A 15,746-nucleotide genomic window follows, 5' to 3' on the forward strand; every position below is an offset into this window, starting at 1 on the left:
GTCGTTCTGGTCGTTCTGGTCGTTCTAGTCGTTCTGGTCGCGTGCTCGGCCACCGGGTCGAAGGCCCAGCAGGTCGACGGTGCTCTCGCCCCGCCCGACGGCCTCGAGGATCTCCCGCTCCCGCTCCACGATCGTGTGGGCGCGTTCGAGGATCTCGTCAGCATGCGCGGCAGGCACCGCCACGACCCCGTCCTCGTCGCCCACGATGAGGTCACCGGTTGAGACCAGGGCCCCGGCGCAGCAGACCTGCCCGCCCCAACTCCCCCCACCGGACTTGTGCGGTCCGGCCGGCGTGACGGCGACCGAGAAGAGCGGGAAGGCCCGCGCATCGATCTCCGCGACGTCTCGCACCGCGCCGTCGACGAGAGCGCCGCGAACGCCCCGACGCTGCGCTGCGGCGGTGAGGATCTCCCCCCACACCGCGCGGTCCGGGAAGCCGCCCGCCGCGATGACCAGCACCGAGTCCTCCGGCGCATGCTCGATCGCCAGGTGCGACGTGGCGCTGTCGCCGACGACCTGCGCCACGCAGAATGCACGACCCACCAGCAGTCCGGCGGTGCGACGTCGAAGTCGACTGTCGAAGGGGTTCAGCCGTCCCATGGCATCCGAGATGGTCGACACCGGTGGCAGCAGCCCGGAGGCCGGCAGCGAGCTCATGAGCGGGCACCTGCCGCGATGGGCCGGCCGAGCCGCCCCGATGGGCCGACGTCACCGGGCAGGACCAGGTCGCATTCCAGCTGGCGACCGCACCCGGGGCAGTACAGCAGTCGCAGCACGGGCGCCGGCTCGGCGAGCATCCGGTAGTCCTCGCCGCGCACGGCTCCGGCGGCCGTCGGCGAGACCTCCTCGACGAGACACCCGGAGCGCATGTCCTCGGTCGCCGTGGCGAGCACGTGCGCGCAGCGCGCGCAGCGCGTCTCGTCCGCAGCCGCGTCGATCTCGTACAGGTCCCAGTACCGCCGCGGCCCATCGGCCGCTTCCGGGAGCGTCGCCTGCGCGGGCTCCGGGAGCGGGAACAGCTCCCGATAGGGCACCGCCCGCGCGATCCGCGCCGCGCGCAGCTGCGCGCGATGGGCGGCGGTCCGCGGATGATCGACGGCGTCGCCGTCCAGCACCACGCCGTAGACGTCCATGGCAGCCGCGTCGCTGACCAGCGCTCGCTCCACATCGGCGCGGACGCGCTCCGGATCGCGGTCGAGCGGGTCTCCTGCTCCGCCGCCGCCCTGCCAGTTGTGGTATTCGACCGTCCCGGTGCCGAAAGGCACCTTCGAGGCGTTGATCTCCTGCGCCTGGCGCCGTCCCGGGATGCCTGCCAGGTCGCCGGCCAGCGGAAGCCGCCCATCGCGTCCTGCGTCGTCGAATCTCAGATAGCGGACCGTGGCACCGGGTAGTCCGCCGGCCACGCCGACCGCATTCGGCGTCACGGACCCGACCCCGGCGAACGAGGTGACGAGTCCGTCCGGCGCACCGTGCGGGGTGATCGCGACCTCGCCGGAGACGCCGCCGCGGAACCGGCCGGGGCCGCCGGAATCGGTCAGCTGGCGGCGGAAGAGGTACAGGAGAGGATAGGCGTCCTCGGTCTCCTCGACCGACGGGATGTTGGCGGTCGTGTTGATGATGATGCCGCCGGTGTCCACACCGTCGGCGTAGGTGCGTGCTCCGCACCCAGCCGCGAAGTGGCTGGCCTCGGGTGCGACAGTGAGGATGCCGTCGCGATTGACACCGCTCATCGACACGCCCAGGGAGGTGCCGCACCAGCTGGCCATCGCCTGCTCGTGATGCTCGGGGCTCGCCAGCAGCATGCGGGACAGGGCGACGAGGGTGAGGTTGAGGGTGACGATGATCGCCGAGATCGTCGACATCGACACCGGGTAGGGGTACTCCGCCGTCACGATCGTCCGCGGCGGCGCGGTGATCGTGATGCACTCGGCGATGCCGTCGTTCCAGGACATGTCGTAGCCGAGAGCGATGCACACGCCCGACATCACCGCCGCGCGGAGTCCGCCCCGTGCGCAGTTGGCGAATCCCTCGGTCTGCGGGTCGCTGCCGGTGAAGTCGAAGCCGAGACGGTCGCCGCGCTTGGTGACGGTGACCACGATCTTGCGCACCTGGTGGCTGTGCCCGTCGTGATCGAGGTACTGCACCTCGCGCCAGGTGCCGTCCGGGATGGCGCGCAGACGAGCCCGCAGAGCCTCCGCCACATGAGCGACACCTGCCCGCATCACCTGCGTGACCGCGTCGACACCCGCCTCATCGCAGAGCTCGAGAATCCTCTCCCGTCCGGTCGCATTGGCGACGATCTGACCGCGAAGGTCGAGCTCGGCGAGCGGCTCGCGCAGTTGCGCCATGATCAGCTCGACGAGATCCTCGCGTACCTGGCCGGCCTCGACGATCCTGGTCGGCGGCAGCCGGAGTCCCTCGTCGAACACGGAGGTGGCGGTCATGTTGAACCCACCGGGCTCGCTGCCGCCGATGTCCAGCCAGTGTCCGGAGGATCCCACCCACGCCACGAGCTCGCCTCCGGAGTGCACGGGCGCGACGGTCGCGACGTCGGGCTGGTGCGTGGCGCCGAGGAACGGGTCGTTGCAGATGAACATGTCCCCGGGGGCGATCCCCGGGACTGCACCGCGGCGCTCGCGCACCGCGTCGACGATCAGCCGCAGCACGTGCGCCTGCGTCGTGATGTAGGGGCCCATCGCCACCAGGGTGCCGTCGGCGAGTGTGATGCCGGTGCTGGCGTCGTACGCGCCCACGAGCACCGGCGAGCCGGATGTGCGCATGTACTTGATGCCCATCTCCTCGGTGATGTCGAGCAGCTTGTGCCACATCACCTCGAACCGGACGGGGTCGATGAAGGAAGTCATGCTGAGGCCTTTCCCGAGGTGCGCGCGGAATCGGCCGCGGCGAGATCGATGTGAACGGTGCGATGGGCGTCGACGCGCGCGGTCGCGCCCGGCGGCACGATCACGCACGTCGCGGGCTGATTGATGATCGCCGGCCCCGGGATGTCGTGGGAGCGCGTCGGCTGCGCGCCGATGTCGTAGATGCAGGTCGTGCTGAGCCGCCCGAGCTCCGGCCAGAACACCTCCCGCTCGGCGATCGGAACGAGCGCCGCCGCGTCGCCCGCTCCTGCCGCGATCCGGGAGGCGACGTCGTTGGCCGCGACGGCCTCGACACCGACCCGGATCACCCGGGGGCGGGCGCCCAGGCTGTGCGCTCCCGCTCCGTAGAGCCGGTCATAGCGCTGGACGAACTCACGATGCAGCCCGTCGAGGGTCGGCAGCTCGGTTCCGAGTTCCACGCGCACATCGTGCAGCTGGCGCTCGTAGCGCACATCGGCGAAGTGGTGCACGAGCACCTGCTCCTCCGGCACGCCCTGCAGTTCCAGGTCAGCGCGCGCGCCCGCACTCAGTCCCCGGTACAGCTCGAGGATCACGCGCTCGTCGGCTGCGGAATCACTCGGCACCGATCGCTGCTGGATCCTGGTGGCGTCGGAGATGACGATGCCGTGCGCGGAGAAGATGGTGGCGCTGTGCGGGATCACGACGCGCTCGGCCCCTGCGGCGCGCGCGTACGACGCGGCATGCACCGGTCCTGCACCGCCGAAGGCGATGACGGTGAACTCGCGCGGGTCGAAGCCCCGCTCCAGCGTCGCCTTCCTGATGAGGTCGCCCATGTGCGAGTCGACCACCTCCCGGACGCCGGCGGCCGCAGCCGTCACGTCCCCGCCGAACAGGGCGTCGGCCACCGGCTGCATGGCCGTCGCCGCGCGCGCGGCGTCGAGGGTCATCCGACCGTCCAGGAAGCGCTCGGCATCGAGCATCCCCAGCAGCAGATCCGCGTCGGTCACCGTCGGCTGCACGCCTCCCCAGCCGTAGCACGCGGGACCGGGGGCGGCACCCGCGGATTGAGGGCCGATGCGCAGCCGGGAGCCGTCCACCCATGCGATCGATCCGCCGCCCGCGCCGATCGACACGATGTCGATCATGGGACTCTGCAGGGAGTACTGGTTGATGATCGTCTCCGGCGCCATGGACCACCGTCCGTCGACCACGAGTCCGACCTTGAAGGTCGTCCCGCCGACATCCGTCGCGATGGCGCGCGGCAGGTCGAGCCGTGCGGCGAGGCCCGCTGCGGCCACCATGCCGCCGGCGGGTCCTGACTCGATGGTGCTCACCGGAAGCACCGATGACACCGTGCTGACACCGCCGCCGGCCTGGAACACGAGGATTGGCACCCGCAGGCCGAGATCCTGGAGCAGGTGCTGCAGCCGGCCGAGGTAGCGCTCCAGCGTGGGCCCGACGTAGGCGTTCACGACGGTCGTGGAGGTTCGCTCGTACTCTCCGGTGACGGGAGCCACCTCACTGGCGAGGGACACGTGGGCCGCCGGGCTGAGCTCGGCGATCAGTCGCCGCAGGCTCTGCTCGTGCGCGGGATTGACGTGCCCCCACAGCAACGAGATCGCGAAGGCCTCGACTCCGTCGACCAGGAGGCCCTCGATCGAACGGCGGGCGCCGTCCACGTCGAGCTCCTCGAGCACGGCACCGGACCGGTCGATGCGCTCGTCGATCTCGACGATGCGCGACCGCGGCACGATCTGAACCGGTTTGTCCGTAGCGCGCAGGTGCCGCCGCTCGCTGAGGCCGAGGCCCGCGACCCGTCCCCTGGCACGCATGATGAGCAGCTCATCGGCGAAGCCGCGCGTCGTCAGCAGGCCGACCCTGGCGCCGGCCTCCCACGTGAACATCACGTTCGTCGTCTGCGTCGTCGCGTGCGAGAAGCGCACAGTCCTGCTCAGCAGATCCTCCAGGCTGAGGCCGAACGAGCGTGCCGCGCGGGTCACGCCGGCCAGCAGCCCTCGGGTGAGATCGTCTGGCGTCGTCGGCACCTTCTCGATGACCTCATGCCCGTCACGGGTGTCGATGACGCAGACATCGGTGAACGTTCCTCCGATGTCGATGCCGACCGCGTACGCCATGTGCGACTCCTTCGTTTGCACAATCGATTTCGCACTATCGTGTCCCATAACTGCGCTCTCGTCAAGCCGCCGCCTCGGAGCGAGCACCCAATAGGCTGTCGATGCAGAGGGCGGCAACATCCGGAAGGGCCGATATGGAGAGCAACCGCAGCGCGTCGCTGCGCACGATCGCCGACATCGTGGGCGTTCATCCCTCCACGGTGTCCCGCGCACTCAAGGACCCCAAGAGCGCGCGGATCGCGCCCCAGACGGTCGACCGCATACGCCAGGTCGCCAAGGAGCACGGCTACGCCCCGAACGCCTGGGCGAAGAGCCTGCGCACGCGTCGATCGATGATGGTCGGGCTGACGATGCCGCGACTCACGGACACGGGGCTCGCCCAGATGTTCGACGCCGCCCAGCGACGCGCGCTGGAGCTCGGCTATCAGACGGTGCTGGTGGCGAGCGAGCACGCGGCCGATCCCGAGGCGGCGATGCAGCGGCTGCTCGACGGTCGGACCGACGGCCTCATCATCTCGACGGCGCACCTGCGGTCTCCGGACCTGGACCGATTGGAGCGCTCCGGAGTGCCGTTCGTGCTGCTGAACCGATCGAGCGGACCCCACCCCGGCGTGTTCGGCGACGACCTTCAGGGCGGACGCCTGGCCGCCGAGCATCTCGTCCAGCTCGGCCATCGACGGATCGGGAGCCTGGCCGGTCCCGCCGACGTCAGCACCGGTCATCTCCGTCTGAAGGGATTCCGGCAGGTTCTCGCGGAGGCAGGTATCTCCGTGAACGAGCGGTGGCTGGCGACGACGAGCCTCGATGTGAAGCCGGCGGTCGCCGCCGCGCACGCCGTCCTCAGCCGCCGGGACAGGCCGACAGCCCTTGTGACGGTCAACGACACCGTCGCCATCGCCGCGATGTCGGTCGCGCGGGACCTGGGACTGCGCGTCCCGCAGGACCTGTCGGTGGTCGGCTACAACGACTCCGAACTCGCCGGCCTCATGTCACCTCCATTGACGAGCGTGCGTGTGCCGATCCAGGCGATGGGGACGGCGGCCGTCGATCTGCTGGTGCGCAGGATCGCCGGTGAGCCCATATCCTCCACGGTGTTCACGCCCGTCCTCATCCGTCGCCAGTCGACCGCTCCTCCCCCGGCGTCCGCCGCAGGAGACCGCTGACCGCCGCACGGCGCATCCTCCAGGCCGCACGGCGCATCGATCCGGGCGCGCCGCGCATCACTCGAGACCCGGCAGCCAGTTGTACACGGCGGGGACGAAGGCGATCAGCACGGTGAAGGCGAGGACGGCGACGAGGAAGGGGATGATCGCCCGCGACAGGCTCGACATCGAGACCTTGCTGACCGACATCGCCACGAACAGGCTCGCTCCCACCGGCGGCGTCGCGAGTCCGATCGTGAGCACCATCACCACGACGACACCGAAGTGCACCGGGTCGATCCCGAAGCCGATCGCCGCCGGCAGCAGGATCGGCGTGACCACGATGATCGCCGGCACCGGATCCAGCGGCATGCCCACGATCAGCAGCAGCACGATGACGATGATCATGAAGACCCACGCGCTCGAAGTCAGGGAGAGCAGCGCCTGGGCGATCATCTGAGGCACGAGCGAGTATGCGAGGGCCCAGTTGAGCACGCCGGAGCCCGCGACGATCAGCATGATCACCGAACTCATCACCACCGACGATCTCAGCACCCGGACGATCTTCGCGAAGGTGAGCGTGCGGAACACGAAGAAGCCGACGATGAGCGCGTACAGCACGGCGACCGCCGCGGCCTCGGTCGGCGTGACCACACCCAGCAGGATGCCGCCGATGATGATCACCGGCATCAGCAGCGCGACCAGTGCGTCCTTCGTCGCCATGGCCAGGCGCACGCCCGACAGCGGCTGAGAGGAGGAAGGCGGCTCGGTGAACCCCTGCCGCCTCAGCGACACATGATTGACGATCATCACGACGATGCCGATCCCGATCCCCGGGATGATCCCCGCCAGGAACAGCTTGCCGATGGACGTCTCCGCCTGCACGCCGTAGATGATGAACGGGATGCTGGGAGGGATGACGGCACCCATCAGCGAGGATGTCGTGATCGTCGCCGTGGCGAACTCGCGCCGATAGCCGTGCTTCTCCATCTGCGGGATCATCGGTATGCCCACGGCGGCAAGATCGGCCGCCGCCGCACCGCTGACGCCGCCGAAGGCCATCGAGACCAGCACGGAGACCTGTGCCAACGCGCCGTAGACCCGTCGCAGCAGGAAGCGCACGAACTCGACCAGACGCTCTGTCAGCCCCACTTCGTTCATGAGGTAGCCGGCCAGCACGAACAGGGGGATGGCCATGAGCGTGAAGTCGTCGAGCGTGACGAACAGTCGCTGACCGACCACCGACATCGGCACGTCGGTCGCGATGAGGATGTAGAGCAGTCCCGACCCGATGATCACGAGCGCGAGCGGGACGCCGATCGCCATGAATCCGACGAAGCCACCCAGCAGGAACAGGGACATCACACGACCTCCTGCTCGGCACGATATTGATCGGGTGCGACGAGCCTGATCGCACTCTGGACGGCCATCAGCAGGAAGCCCACCGGGATGGCCAGGTAGATCCAGGCGATGTCGATGCCCATCGCAGGACTGCGCTGGCCGGTCAGGAAGTTGCCCTGTGCCGCCAGCCAGGAGAACCAGCAGACCAGGATGCACAGCATCAGTGTGGTCAACTCGGAGATCATGCCGATCGTCCGCTTGGACATGTGCGGTATCCAGCCGAACACCGAGTTCACCGCGACGTGTGCGCCGCGACGGTGGGCGAGGCCGAGGCCGAGCGCGATCATCCAGATCGACAGATAGCGCGCGAGTTCCTCACCCCACATCAGCGAGGAGTTGAGCACGTAACGGCAGAACACCGCCCAGATCACGACGCCGAACATCCCCGCCATCAGTGCGCTGCACAGCACGGTGATGATGAGATCGATCCGATCCAGCGCCGCGGCCAGGGGGCCCGGGAGCAGTCGCTCCCGGGCCGCCCGACTGCTCTGCGGCACGGGCGCCTCAGCGGAGCTCGAGGATTCCATCGAGGATCTCCTGCGCGTCGAGGTCCTTCGCCCACTTCTGCCACACCGGCTCCAGAACCGTCTGGAAGGCGTTCTGGTCGAGCTGGGTGAACGTCAGCCCAGCGGCCTCGATGGCACTGATCGCCTTGGTCTGCACGTCGAGGAAAGTCTCGCGCTCGAAGGCCGCGGCCTCCTGGATCGCCTTGCTGAAGACCTTGCGCTCGGCGTCGTTGAGCCCGTCCCAGAACGTCCTGGACACGATCACGGGGCGCGGCTCGGCGAGGAACGCCGCCTCGTGCGAGGTGGTGTACTTCACGATCTCGTACAGGTGCATGGAGTTGACAGAGCCCCAGTCCAGCGTCGCACCCTCGACCACCCCGGTCTGGACACCCGTGTAGACCTCGCCGTACGGCATCGGCGTCGGGTTGGCGCCGAGTGCCGAGAGCGCATCCGCGAGGGCGGGGTTCTCGATGGCGCGCAGCTTGAGTCCCTGCATATCGGCAGGCGTCCGGATCGCCCGGTCCACCGTCTGAATCGCGCTGTCGCCGGTGCTGAACCAGGCGACGACCTCATAGCCGCCCTGTTCCTCGATGCGGTCGGCGAGGCTCTCGGCCACCGGCGAGTCGATGATGCGCTGCATGTGCTCCTGGCCGCTGATCATGAACGGAAGCTCGAGCAGGTTCATGATCTTCGCCTGCGTGGCGAGCGCGCCGGCGCCGACGCCGACGTGCACGGAGCCCTCGAGGATGGACTCATTGATATCGCGCTCGTTGCCCAGCTGCCCTCCCGGGTACACGGTCACCTTCATGGCGCCGTCGGAGAGCTCCTCCAGAAGCTCCTTGAACTTCAACGCTCCCGCCTGGTACGGGAACGTGTCGGCGGTGATGTGGGCGAAGACGATGGTGCGCTCGCGGATGTCGGCGCCGGCGTCGGGCGCCGCTCCACTGCCGCCGTCGATACGGGAACATCCCGTGACGATCAGCGCGGTGGCGGCGGCGATGGCGGCGAAACGCAGGATGCGTCGGCTTCTGGTACTCATGTGACCACTCCTTTGTGCTCGTTGGCGGGTATGCCGGGTACTGCTGATGTACGGGAGTCCCGCGCGCGGCGGCGCGGGGCTCGGCTCAGAGAAGGCCGACGCTCTCCAGCGTCTGCCGGATCTCGCGACGGTCCTCGTCCGAGACGGGAGGCTCGGGGCGGCGGACGGTGCCGTTCGGGATGCGCCCCAGCTGCACCAGGGCCTCCTTGACCCTGGCGATGAACGAGAACCGGGTCTGCCCGAGATCACGGCTGAAGGTGTTGATGATCGGCACGATCTTCTCGTTGGCGAAGGCCACCACACCCGCGGTGTCGCCTTCCTCGACCAGCCGGTTCAGCTCCACCCAGTGCGGCAGGCCGACGTTCCCGACGCCGACCATCGATCCGTCCGAGCCGTACAGCAGCATGGAGATGAGGGTGTACGTGTTGTTGTCGGCGTAGATCTTCTTGCGTCCGGCGATGGCCTGGAAGTCGGCCTCGTAGGTCTCCATGCCCACTGCCTCCTTGAATCCGATCACGAGTGGGTTCTCGCTGAGCCTGCTGACGACCCGGGGAGGGTAGGTCAGCCCGCTGGCGGTGGGGTACTGGAAGACGGTCATCGGCAGGCCGATGCCCTCGGCGAGATCGTCGAAGAACCTCACCGCCACGTCGTCCTCGTACAGGAACCCCCGACGCAGGAGGCTGTAGAACGGCGAGTTGATCTGCAGCGCGCTCGCCCCGGCGTCCCTGAGCCTCCGACCGAAGTCGATGGTCTCTGTGGTGGAGGTCGGGCTCACCCCGACGAGGACGGGTACACGGCCGGCCGCCGCGGCGATGACCGTGCGCGCCACGTCGAGAGTCTCGGACCTGCTCATCCCCGGGCCCTCGCCGCTGTAGCCGCTTGCGAGGATGCCCTTGACCCGGTCGAAGGACAGCACGTACTCGACGTACTCCCCCAGTGCATCGTGGTCGATCGACTCGTCCTCCCGGAAGGGTGTCACGACGGCCGTGACGAGTCCGGTGAGATCCAGAACTGACATGTCGCTCCTTTGCGAAAACGATTGTGCTTGCATGCAGACTAGGGGTGCCGACACGAGTCGTCAAGTCCGCGCACGCAGAACCGGGCCCGTGGCGGCGGCGTACCCACGCCATCACGGGCCCGGGCGCGTCCCCAGCGCGTATGAGCCTGCGTCATCCCGCCGCCCGATCCCCCGATCGGACTGTGCGGACGTCTACCGACTCATAGACGAGCGTATATCAGGATTCCGAGAATCACACGTGCGGAGGGATCAGGATGCCCAGACCGCGCGCACGCCGTCGGCGACCACGGCATCCGCATCCGGAACACCGATGCCGGTCAGTGCTGCGGCGAACAGCGACACAGCCTCCTCGACTGAGTACTCTGGCTGGAATCTCGCCGTCGCGAGCTCTCCCGCGGCCAGCATCTGCAGCATCAGCGTGGCCCGCGCGCACGGCATGGCCAGGCTTCCGTTCTCCTCGTCCACGTACCGCCGCAGGAAGCCGTCGATGATGGTTCTGGTGCCTTCGAACATGCGCCTCGCGACCTCTACGGGAACGGAGGGATCCTGGTACAGCGCCAGGGATGCCGTGGCGATGGGGTCGCGCGCCCCGTCACGGGCGATGCCGGCGAAGTAGGCGATGCAGGCGCGCAGCGCGCTGTCCGGGAAGGTCGAGAGCGCGGACTCGGCCGACTGCCTCGCGAGCTCGTCCGCCCGTTCGAAGACCCCGATCGCGATGTCCTGCTTGGTCGGGAAGTGGTGCCCCAGGGCGCCCTTCGTCAGGCCGAGGCGGGCGGCGATCATGGAGAGGGAGGCACCGGCGTAGCCGTGTTCGACCATTTCCTGGCCGGCTGCGGTCAGCAGGCGCAATCGAGTATGTGCAGCGGGGGAGGCGGGGGGCACTCCTCCACCATAGGGCCACCGGTCAGCGCGCTGGGAGCGATTCCACCCGGCCGTGTCAGCCCAGCAGCTCTGTGAGCTCGAACCAGCGCAGCTCGAGGTCGTCCACCTCGTCCTGTCGCGCCTGGATGGCCTTCATCTTCTCGCCCAGCCCCGCATAGTCGGACTGGTCGTGATCGGCGAGCGCGTGCTTCGCGCGATCGATCTGCTGGTTGAGCTTCTGCATCCTCCGCTCGAGGGCCCCAAGCTCCTTCTCCGCAGTGCGGCGGGAGGCGCCGTCCAGCGCCGACGCGGAGGATGGGCCGGATGCCGTCGAGCCGGACCCCACGGGCGCACCGTGCGCTCCGGCATCCGCCTTCTGCTGCGCCGCGCGCAGCCGCAGATACTCGTCGATGCCACCGGGCAGGTGCCGCAGGCGCCCGCCCATCACGGCGTACTGCTGGTCGGTGACGCGCTCCAGGAAGTACCGGTCGTGACTGACCACCAGCAGGGTGCCCGGCCAGGAGTCCAGCAGGTCCTCGATGGCCCCCAGCATGTCGGTGTCCATGTCATTGGTGGGCTCGTCGAGGATCAGCACGTTGGGCTGATCGAGCAGCACCAGCAGCAGCTGCAGGCGGCGCTGCTGGCCGCCGGAGAGCTCCTTCACGCGCGTGGAGAGCTGCGCCGAGCTGAAGCCCAGGCGCTCCAGCAGCTGCCCGGGAGTGAGCTCGGCGGCCTTGGAGCCGCTGCCGAACGTGTACGAGGTGCGCAGACCCTCGATCACGGTGCGAACCGGCTCGTCCCAGTGCTCCTCGAGCTCGGAGGTCCGCTGCGTGAGCGTGCGCACCTGCACGGTCTTCCCGCGCTTGACCCGACCGCTCGTGGGCTCGACGGTTCCCGCGACAAGCCCCAGAAGGGTCGATTTGCCTGCGCCGTTGACTCCGAGGATGCCGGTGCGCTCCCCCGGCGCGATACGCCACTCGACGTCCTTCAGCACGACATTCGGCTGGGCCTCCGAGCCCGTCGGAGGATAGGAGACGCCGGCATCCAGCAGGTCGACGACGTCCTTGCCGAGCCGGGAGACCGCAAGCGACTGCAGCGAGACGGAATCTCGGATGGGCGGCACGTCGGCGATGAGTTCGTTGGCGGCCTCGATGCGGAACTTCGGCTTGCTGGTGCGGGCCGGTGCACCGCGGCGCAGCCACGCCAGCTCCTTGCGTGCGATGTTCTGCCGCTTGGCCTCGGATGCCGCCGCCATCCTGTCGCGCTCCACGCGCTGCAGGATGTAGGCCGCGTAGCCGCCCTCGAAGGGCTCGACGATGCGGTCGTGCACCTCCCACGTGTCGGTGCACACCTCGTCGAGGAACCAGCGGTCGTGCGTGACCACCAGCAGCGCGCCGGAGTTGCGCGACCAGCGGGTCTTCAGGTGCCCCGCCAGCCAGGTGATGGCCTCGACGTCGAGGTGGTTGGTGGGCTCGTCGAGCGCCAGCACGTCCCAGTCGCCGGCCAGCAGGGCGGCCAGCGCCACGCGACGTCGCTGGCCACCGCTGAGGGAGGAGACGGACGCGTTCCAGTCGAGGTCGGCGACCAGGCCGGCGATCACATCGCGCACCTTGGCATCCCCGGCCCAGACGTATTCGGGGGTGTCCGCCACGACGGCCTGCGCCACGGTCAGCTCGTCGTCGAGCGTGTCGGCCTGATCCAGCACGCCGATGGTCGTCCCGCCGCGCACGGTCACGCGGCCGCTGTCGGGCTCGCGGCGCCCTGCCAGCATCCCGAGCAGGCTCGACTTGCCGTCGCCGTTGCGGCCGACGATGCCGATGCGGTCCCCCTCCTCGATGCCGAGGGTCACCGCATCGAAGACGACGCGGGTGGGGAACTCGAGGTGGAGGCCTTCGGCCCCGAGAAGATGTGCCATGACCTCTCCAGGCTAGTCGGGCCGCGCGGGATCCAGCCCGCTGCGAGCAGCCACCACCATAATGGAGTTCACCGTGTGACCGTGCACATCAGGAAGGGGACGATCGTGGATCGCGTTCGCGCCCCCAACATCCGCGATGTCGCGCGTGTGGCCGGGGTCTCGTACCAGACCGTGTCGCGCGTGCTCAACGACTCCCCCAACATCCGCGATGCGACGAAGGATCGCGTGCTGGCCGCGATCGACGAGCTGGGGTACCGGCCGAACCAGGCCGCACGCACGCTGGTGACCAGCCGCTCCCAGACCATCGGCGTGCTCACGTCGATGTCGGTGCACTACGGTCCCACCACCGCCATCAACGCACTGGAGCAGTCCGCTCGCGACGCGGGGTACCGGATGAGCCTGACCACGCTCGCCAGCAGCGATGACGCGGCCATCCGCGGCAGCCTGGACTTCCTGATGTCGCAGGGCATCGAGGGCCTGGTGGTGATCGCGCCGCAGGAGCGCATCATCCAGGCACTGGAGGACGCGGCCATCACCATCCCGACCATCACCCTGGATACCAGCGGGCGAGCCAGCGGCCACAGCGTGGGCGTGGACCAGATCGCAGGGGCCAGGCTGGCCATGCAGCACCTGATCGACCTGGGCCACACTGATATCGTGCACATCGCCGGCCCCCGTGACTGGATCGAGGCGGATGCCCGGATGCGCGGCTACCTGCAGACGCTGGCGGATGCCGACCTGCGCACCCGAGCGCCCATCCTCGGCGACTGGAGCGCGGGCTTCGGCTACTACGCGGGTAAGGAGCTGCTGCGCTATCGCGACTTCACGGCCGTCTTCGCGGGCAACGACCAGATGGCGCTGGGCTTCCTGCACGCGTGCCGCGAGGCAGGCATCCGCACTCCCGAGGACATCAGCGTCGTGGGCTTCGACGACATCCCCGAGGCCGCGCACTTCGCGCCTCCCCTGACGACCGTCAGGCAGGACTTCGCCGAGATCGGCAGGCGGGCCATGGCCATGCTGCTGGCACTGATCGGCGGCGGCGAGGGTGAGCTCACCCGCGTGATGCCCGAGCTCGTGGTGCGCGGATCGACGGCATCCGCATCGCCGGCGTCCTTCTCGCTCTGAGCCGGTTTCGTCACGAATCGATAACCACTGCATCAGGGGACGTTGACAGATGTGACCGTTTCGCATGTATCATCATGTTCACGTTGTGAACGTTCACAAGAGCCTTGACGAACCAGTCCGGCCGATCGACGATGGAGTCTCCGCCCATGCCGCAAGACGAAGCCCCGCGCGAACGCGGCGACGTGCGCACCGCCGCCGTCAGGCAGGTGCTCATCGCCCGCGCCCGCGAGCGACTCTGCGAGGCGTGTGCTCAGGCACCCGACGCCGATGCTCCGACCGCGGTCTCACTGCGCGTCCAGGATGCCGACCTGTTCGTCATCACTCCCGACGCGAGCGTCCTGCACGACGTCGGACCCGCACAGACCTCCCTGGTCGACCTGGACGGCCAGGTCGTCGGCACGGCCTGGGATCGGCGCTCCGCGCCCTCGTCCGACACCGCTGCGCATGCCGCAGCCCACCGATCCGGCGCCGGTCGTGCCGTCGCCTCGTGCGCGGGACGCCTCGCGCACGCCTCGACTCCCGCCGCGGCACTCCATGCCGTGGCGGATCAGGACGGCTCCCCGTCCACCCACGAAGAACCGCAACACCACACAAGGAGCACACAGTGAAGATGAAGAGGTCTCTCGCGCTCGTCGGCATGGCCGCCGTGGCCGCGATCGTTCTCGCCGGCTGCAGCGGCACCCGCGGCGGCGACACTCCCGCAGCAGGAGGCGACAAAGCGGCATCCGACTTCACCGTCGGCGTCGCGATGCCCACCCAGCAGTCCGAGCGCTGGATCGCCGACGGCAACAACGTCAAGAAGACGCTCGAGGACATGGGCTACAAGGTCGACCTGCAGTACGCCAACGACGACATCCCCACCCAGGTCTCGCAGATCGAGAACATGATCTCCACCGGCGCCGACGCGCTGATCGTCGCCTCGATCGACGGCACCACCCTCACCGATGTGCTGCAGCAGGCCGCCGACGACAAGATCCCCGTGATCGCCTACGACCGCCTGATCAACGGCACCAAGAACGTCGACTACTACACGACGTTCGACAACTACCAGGTGGGCGTGCAGCAGGCGACGAGCCTGCTGACCGGCCTCGGCGTGCTGGACGCCGACGGCAAGGACACCGGAGTCACCGGCCCGCTGAACATCGAGGTGTTCGCCGGCAGCCCCGACGACAACAACGCCACGTTCTTCTGGAACGGCGCGATGGACACCCTCAAGCCGTACCTCGACAAGGGCGTCCTGAAGGTGCCGTCCGGCCAGACCGACTTCGAGCAGGCCGCCATCCTGCGCTGGCTGCCCGAGACCGCGCAGAAGCGCATGGAGAACATCCTCACCATCATCGGCGGCACCAAGCTCGACGGCGTGCTCTCCCCCTACGACGGCCTGTCGATCGGGATCATCTCGGCGCTGACATCGGGCGGCTACTCCGCATCGGCCCTGCCGGTGATCACCGGCCAGGACGCCGAGGCCGGCAGCGTGAAGTCCATCATCGGCGGCGAGCAGTACTCGACGATCTTCAAGGACACCCGCGAGCTGGGCAAGCAGGCGGCCCAGATGGTCGACGACATCCTCAAGGACAAGAAGCCCGAGGTGAACGACACCAAGACCTACGACAACGGCAAGAAGGTCGTCCCCTCGTACCTGCTGAAGTCCGTCATCGTCACCAAGGACAACTACAAGAAGGTCCTCGTCGACAGCGGCTACTACACCGAGGGCGACCTCAAGTAGGCACCCGGGTCGGGCCCGCCCTCCTCGGGCGGGCC

The 15,746-nt window shown here is 68.6% G+C and carries 13 protein-coding genes; 4 read left to right on the top strand and 9 right to left on the bottom strand.

The window, feature by feature from the left end:
- Positions 1–24: 24 nt before the first annotated feature.
- From WA967_RS05425 to WA967_RS05435, 3 genes are read right to left on the bottom strand one after another with little or no spacing between them, the layout of a single operon-like run.
- The gene (locus WA967_RS05425; RefSeq protein ID WP_424419871.1) at positions 25–657 is read right to left on the bottom strand and encodes an RraA family protein; all 633 of its coding nucleotides are present in this window, start codon (positions 655–657) and stop codon (positions 25–27) included.
- Positions 654–2,864: a hydantoinase B/oxoprolinase family protein gene (locus WA967_RS05430; protein ID WP_424419872.1), complete on the bottom strand. Its 2,211-nt coding sequence runs from the start codon at positions 2,862–2,864 to the stop codon at positions 654–656. Before WA967_RS05430 ends, WA967_RS05425 begins: the two co-directional genes overlap by 4 nt.
- Positions 2,861–4,978 (bottom strand): hydantoinase/oxoprolinase family protein, encoded by a 2,118-nt coding sequence (locus tag WA967_RS05435; RefSeq protein WP_424419873.1) that lies wholly within the window; start codon positions 4,976–4,978, stop codon positions 2,861–2,863. Before WA967_RS05435 ends, WA967_RS05430 begins: the two co-directional genes overlap by 4 nt.
- A gap of 134 nt (positions 4,979–5,112) precedes the next feature.
- On the opposite strand from WA967_RS05435, the gene WA967_RS05440 reads away from it, so the two are divergent.
- Positions 5,113–6,141 carry a LacI family DNA-binding transcriptional regulator gene (locus tag WA967_RS05440; RefSeq protein ID WP_424419874.1) on the top strand — a complete coding sequence of 343 codons (1,029 nt, stop codon included), beginning with the start codon at positions 5,113–5,115 and terminating at the stop codon, positions 6,139–6,141.
- 57 nt (positions 6,142–6,198) lie between these two features.
- Here WA967_RS05440 and WA967_RS05445 read toward each other — a convergent pair whose 3' ends face one another.
- The 6 genes from WA967_RS05445 to WA967_RS05470 all read right to left on the bottom strand — a co-directional run bounded on the left by WA967_RS05445 (position 6,199) and on the right by WA967_RS05470 (position 12,860).
- On the bottom strand, positions 6,199–7,482 hold the full coding sequence (locus tag WA967_RS05445; RefSeq protein WP_424419875.1) for a TRAP transporter large permease: 1,284 nt from the start codon (positions 7,480–7,482) through the stop codon (positions 6,199–6,201).
- Positions 7,482–8,048 carry a TRAP transporter small permease gene (locus tag WA967_RS05450; RefSeq protein WP_424419876.1) on the bottom strand — a complete coding sequence of 189 codons (567 nt, stop codon included), beginning with the start codon at positions 8,046–8,048 and terminating at the stop codon, positions 7,482–7,484. The genes WA967_RS05445 and WA967_RS05450 overlap by 1 nt, the downstream gene beginning before the upstream one ends.
- Positions 8,026–9,066, bottom strand: coding sequence for a TRAP transporter substrate-binding protein (locus WA967_RS05455; RefSeq protein ID WP_424419877.1), 1,041 nt, complete (start codon positions 9,064–9,066; stop codon positions 8,026–8,028). The genes WA967_RS05450 and WA967_RS05455 overlap by 23 nt, the downstream gene beginning before the upstream one ends.
- 85 nt (positions 9,067–9,151) lie before the next feature.
- A complete protein-coding gene (locus tag WA967_RS05460; protein ID WP_424419878.1) occupies positions 9,152–10,084 on the bottom strand; it encodes a dihydrodipicolinate synthase family protein in 933 nt (310 codons plus the stop codon).
- Positions 10,085–10,333: 249 nt separating this feature from the next.
- Complete coding sequence (locus WA967_RS05465; RefSeq protein ID WP_424419879.1) at positions 10,334–10,966, bottom strand: TetR family transcriptional regulator; 633 nt, start codon at positions 10,964–10,966, stop codon at positions 10,334–10,336.
- 55 nt (positions 10,967–11,021) lie between these two features.
- Positions 11,022–12,860, bottom strand: a complete 1,839-nt coding sequence (locus WA967_RS05470; protein WP_424419880.1) for an ABC-F family ATP-binding cassette domain-containing protein — start codon at positions 12,858–12,860, stop codon at positions 11,022–11,024.
- Positions 12,861–12,965: 105 nt separating this feature from the next.
- Here WA967_RS05470 and WA967_RS05475 point away from each other — a divergent pair, with 105 nt between their 5' ends.
- The 3 genes from WA967_RS05475 (at position 12,966) to chvE (ending at position 15,711) form a co-directional block, all read left to right on the top strand.
- Positions 12,966–13,985 carry a LacI family DNA-binding transcriptional regulator gene (locus WA967_RS05475; RefSeq protein ID WP_424419881.1) on the top strand — a complete coding sequence of 340 codons (1,020 nt, stop codon included), beginning with the start codon at positions 12,966–12,968 and terminating at the stop codon, positions 13,983–13,985.
- Between the two features lie 146 nt (positions 13,986–14,131).
- Complete coding sequence (locus WA967_RS05480; RefSeq protein WP_424419882.1) at positions 14,132–14,593, top strand: class II aldolase/adducin family protein; 462 nt, start codon at positions 14,132–14,134, stop codon at positions 14,591–14,593.
- A gap of 2 nt (positions 14,594–14,595) precedes the next feature.
- On the top strand, positions 14,596–15,711 hold the full coding sequence (gene chvE, locus WA967_RS05485; protein ID WP_424419885.1) for a multiple monosaccharide ABC transporter substrate-binding protein: 1,116 nt from the start codon (positions 14,596–14,598) through the stop codon (positions 15,709–15,711).
- The last annotated feature ends 35 nt before the right edge of the window (positions 15,712–15,746 follow it).

The organism is Microbacterium sp. (assembly GCF_049650565.1).
In the GTDB taxonomy this organism is placed as follows: domain Bacteria; phylum Actinomycetota; class Actinomycetes; order Actinomycetales; family Microbacteriaceae; genus Microbacterium.

What these genes read in the sequence shown, in the direction of transcription:
- WA967_RS05425 (WP_424419871.1), bottom strand. Translation starts at nt 657, where the DNA reads ATGAGCTCGCTGCCGGCCTCCGGGCTGCTGCCACCGGTGTCGACCATC.
- WA967_RS05430 (WP_424419872.1), bottom strand. Translation starts at nt 2,864, where the DNA reads ATGACTTCCTTCATCGACCCCGTCCGGTTCGAGGTGATGTGGCACAAG.
- WA967_RS05435 (WP_424419873.1), bottom strand. Translation starts at nt 4,978, where the DNA reads ATGGCGTACGCGGTCGGCATCGACATCGGAGGAACGTTCACCGATGTC.
- WA967_RS05440 (WP_424419874.1), top strand. Translation starts at nt 5,113, where the DNA reads ATGGAGAGCAACCGCAGCGCGTCGCTGCGCACGATCGCCGACATCGTG.
- WA967_RS05445 (WP_424419875.1), bottom strand. Translation starts at nt 7,482, where the DNA reads ATGTCCCTGTTCCTGCTGGGTGGCTTCGTCGGATTCATGGCGATCGGC.
- WA967_RS05450 (WP_424419876.1), bottom strand. Translation starts at nt 8,048, where the DNA reads ATGGAATCCTCGAGCTCCGCTGAGGCGCCCGTGCCGCAGAGCAGTCGG.
- WA967_RS05455 (WP_424419877.1), bottom strand. Translation starts at nt 9,066, where the DNA reads ATGAGTACCAGAAGCCGACGCATCCTGCGTTTCGCCGCCATCGCCGCC.
- WA967_RS05460 (WP_424419878.1), bottom strand. Translation starts at nt 10,084, where the DNA reads ATGTCAGTTCTGGATCTCACCGGACTCGTCACGGCCGTCGTGACACCC.
- WA967_RS05470 (WP_424419880.1), bottom strand. Translation starts at nt 12,860, where the DNA reads ATGGCACATCTTCTCGGGGCCGAAGGCCTCCACCTCGAGTTCCCCACC.
- WA967_RS05480 (WP_424419882.1), top strand. Translation starts at nt 14,132, where the DNA reads ATGCCGCAAGACGAAGCCCCGCGCGAACGCGGCGACGTGCGCACCGCC.
- chvE (WP_424419885.1), top strand. Translation starts at nt 14,596, where the DNA reads ATGAAGAGGTCTCTCGCGCTCGTCGGCATGGCCGCCGTGGCCGCGATC.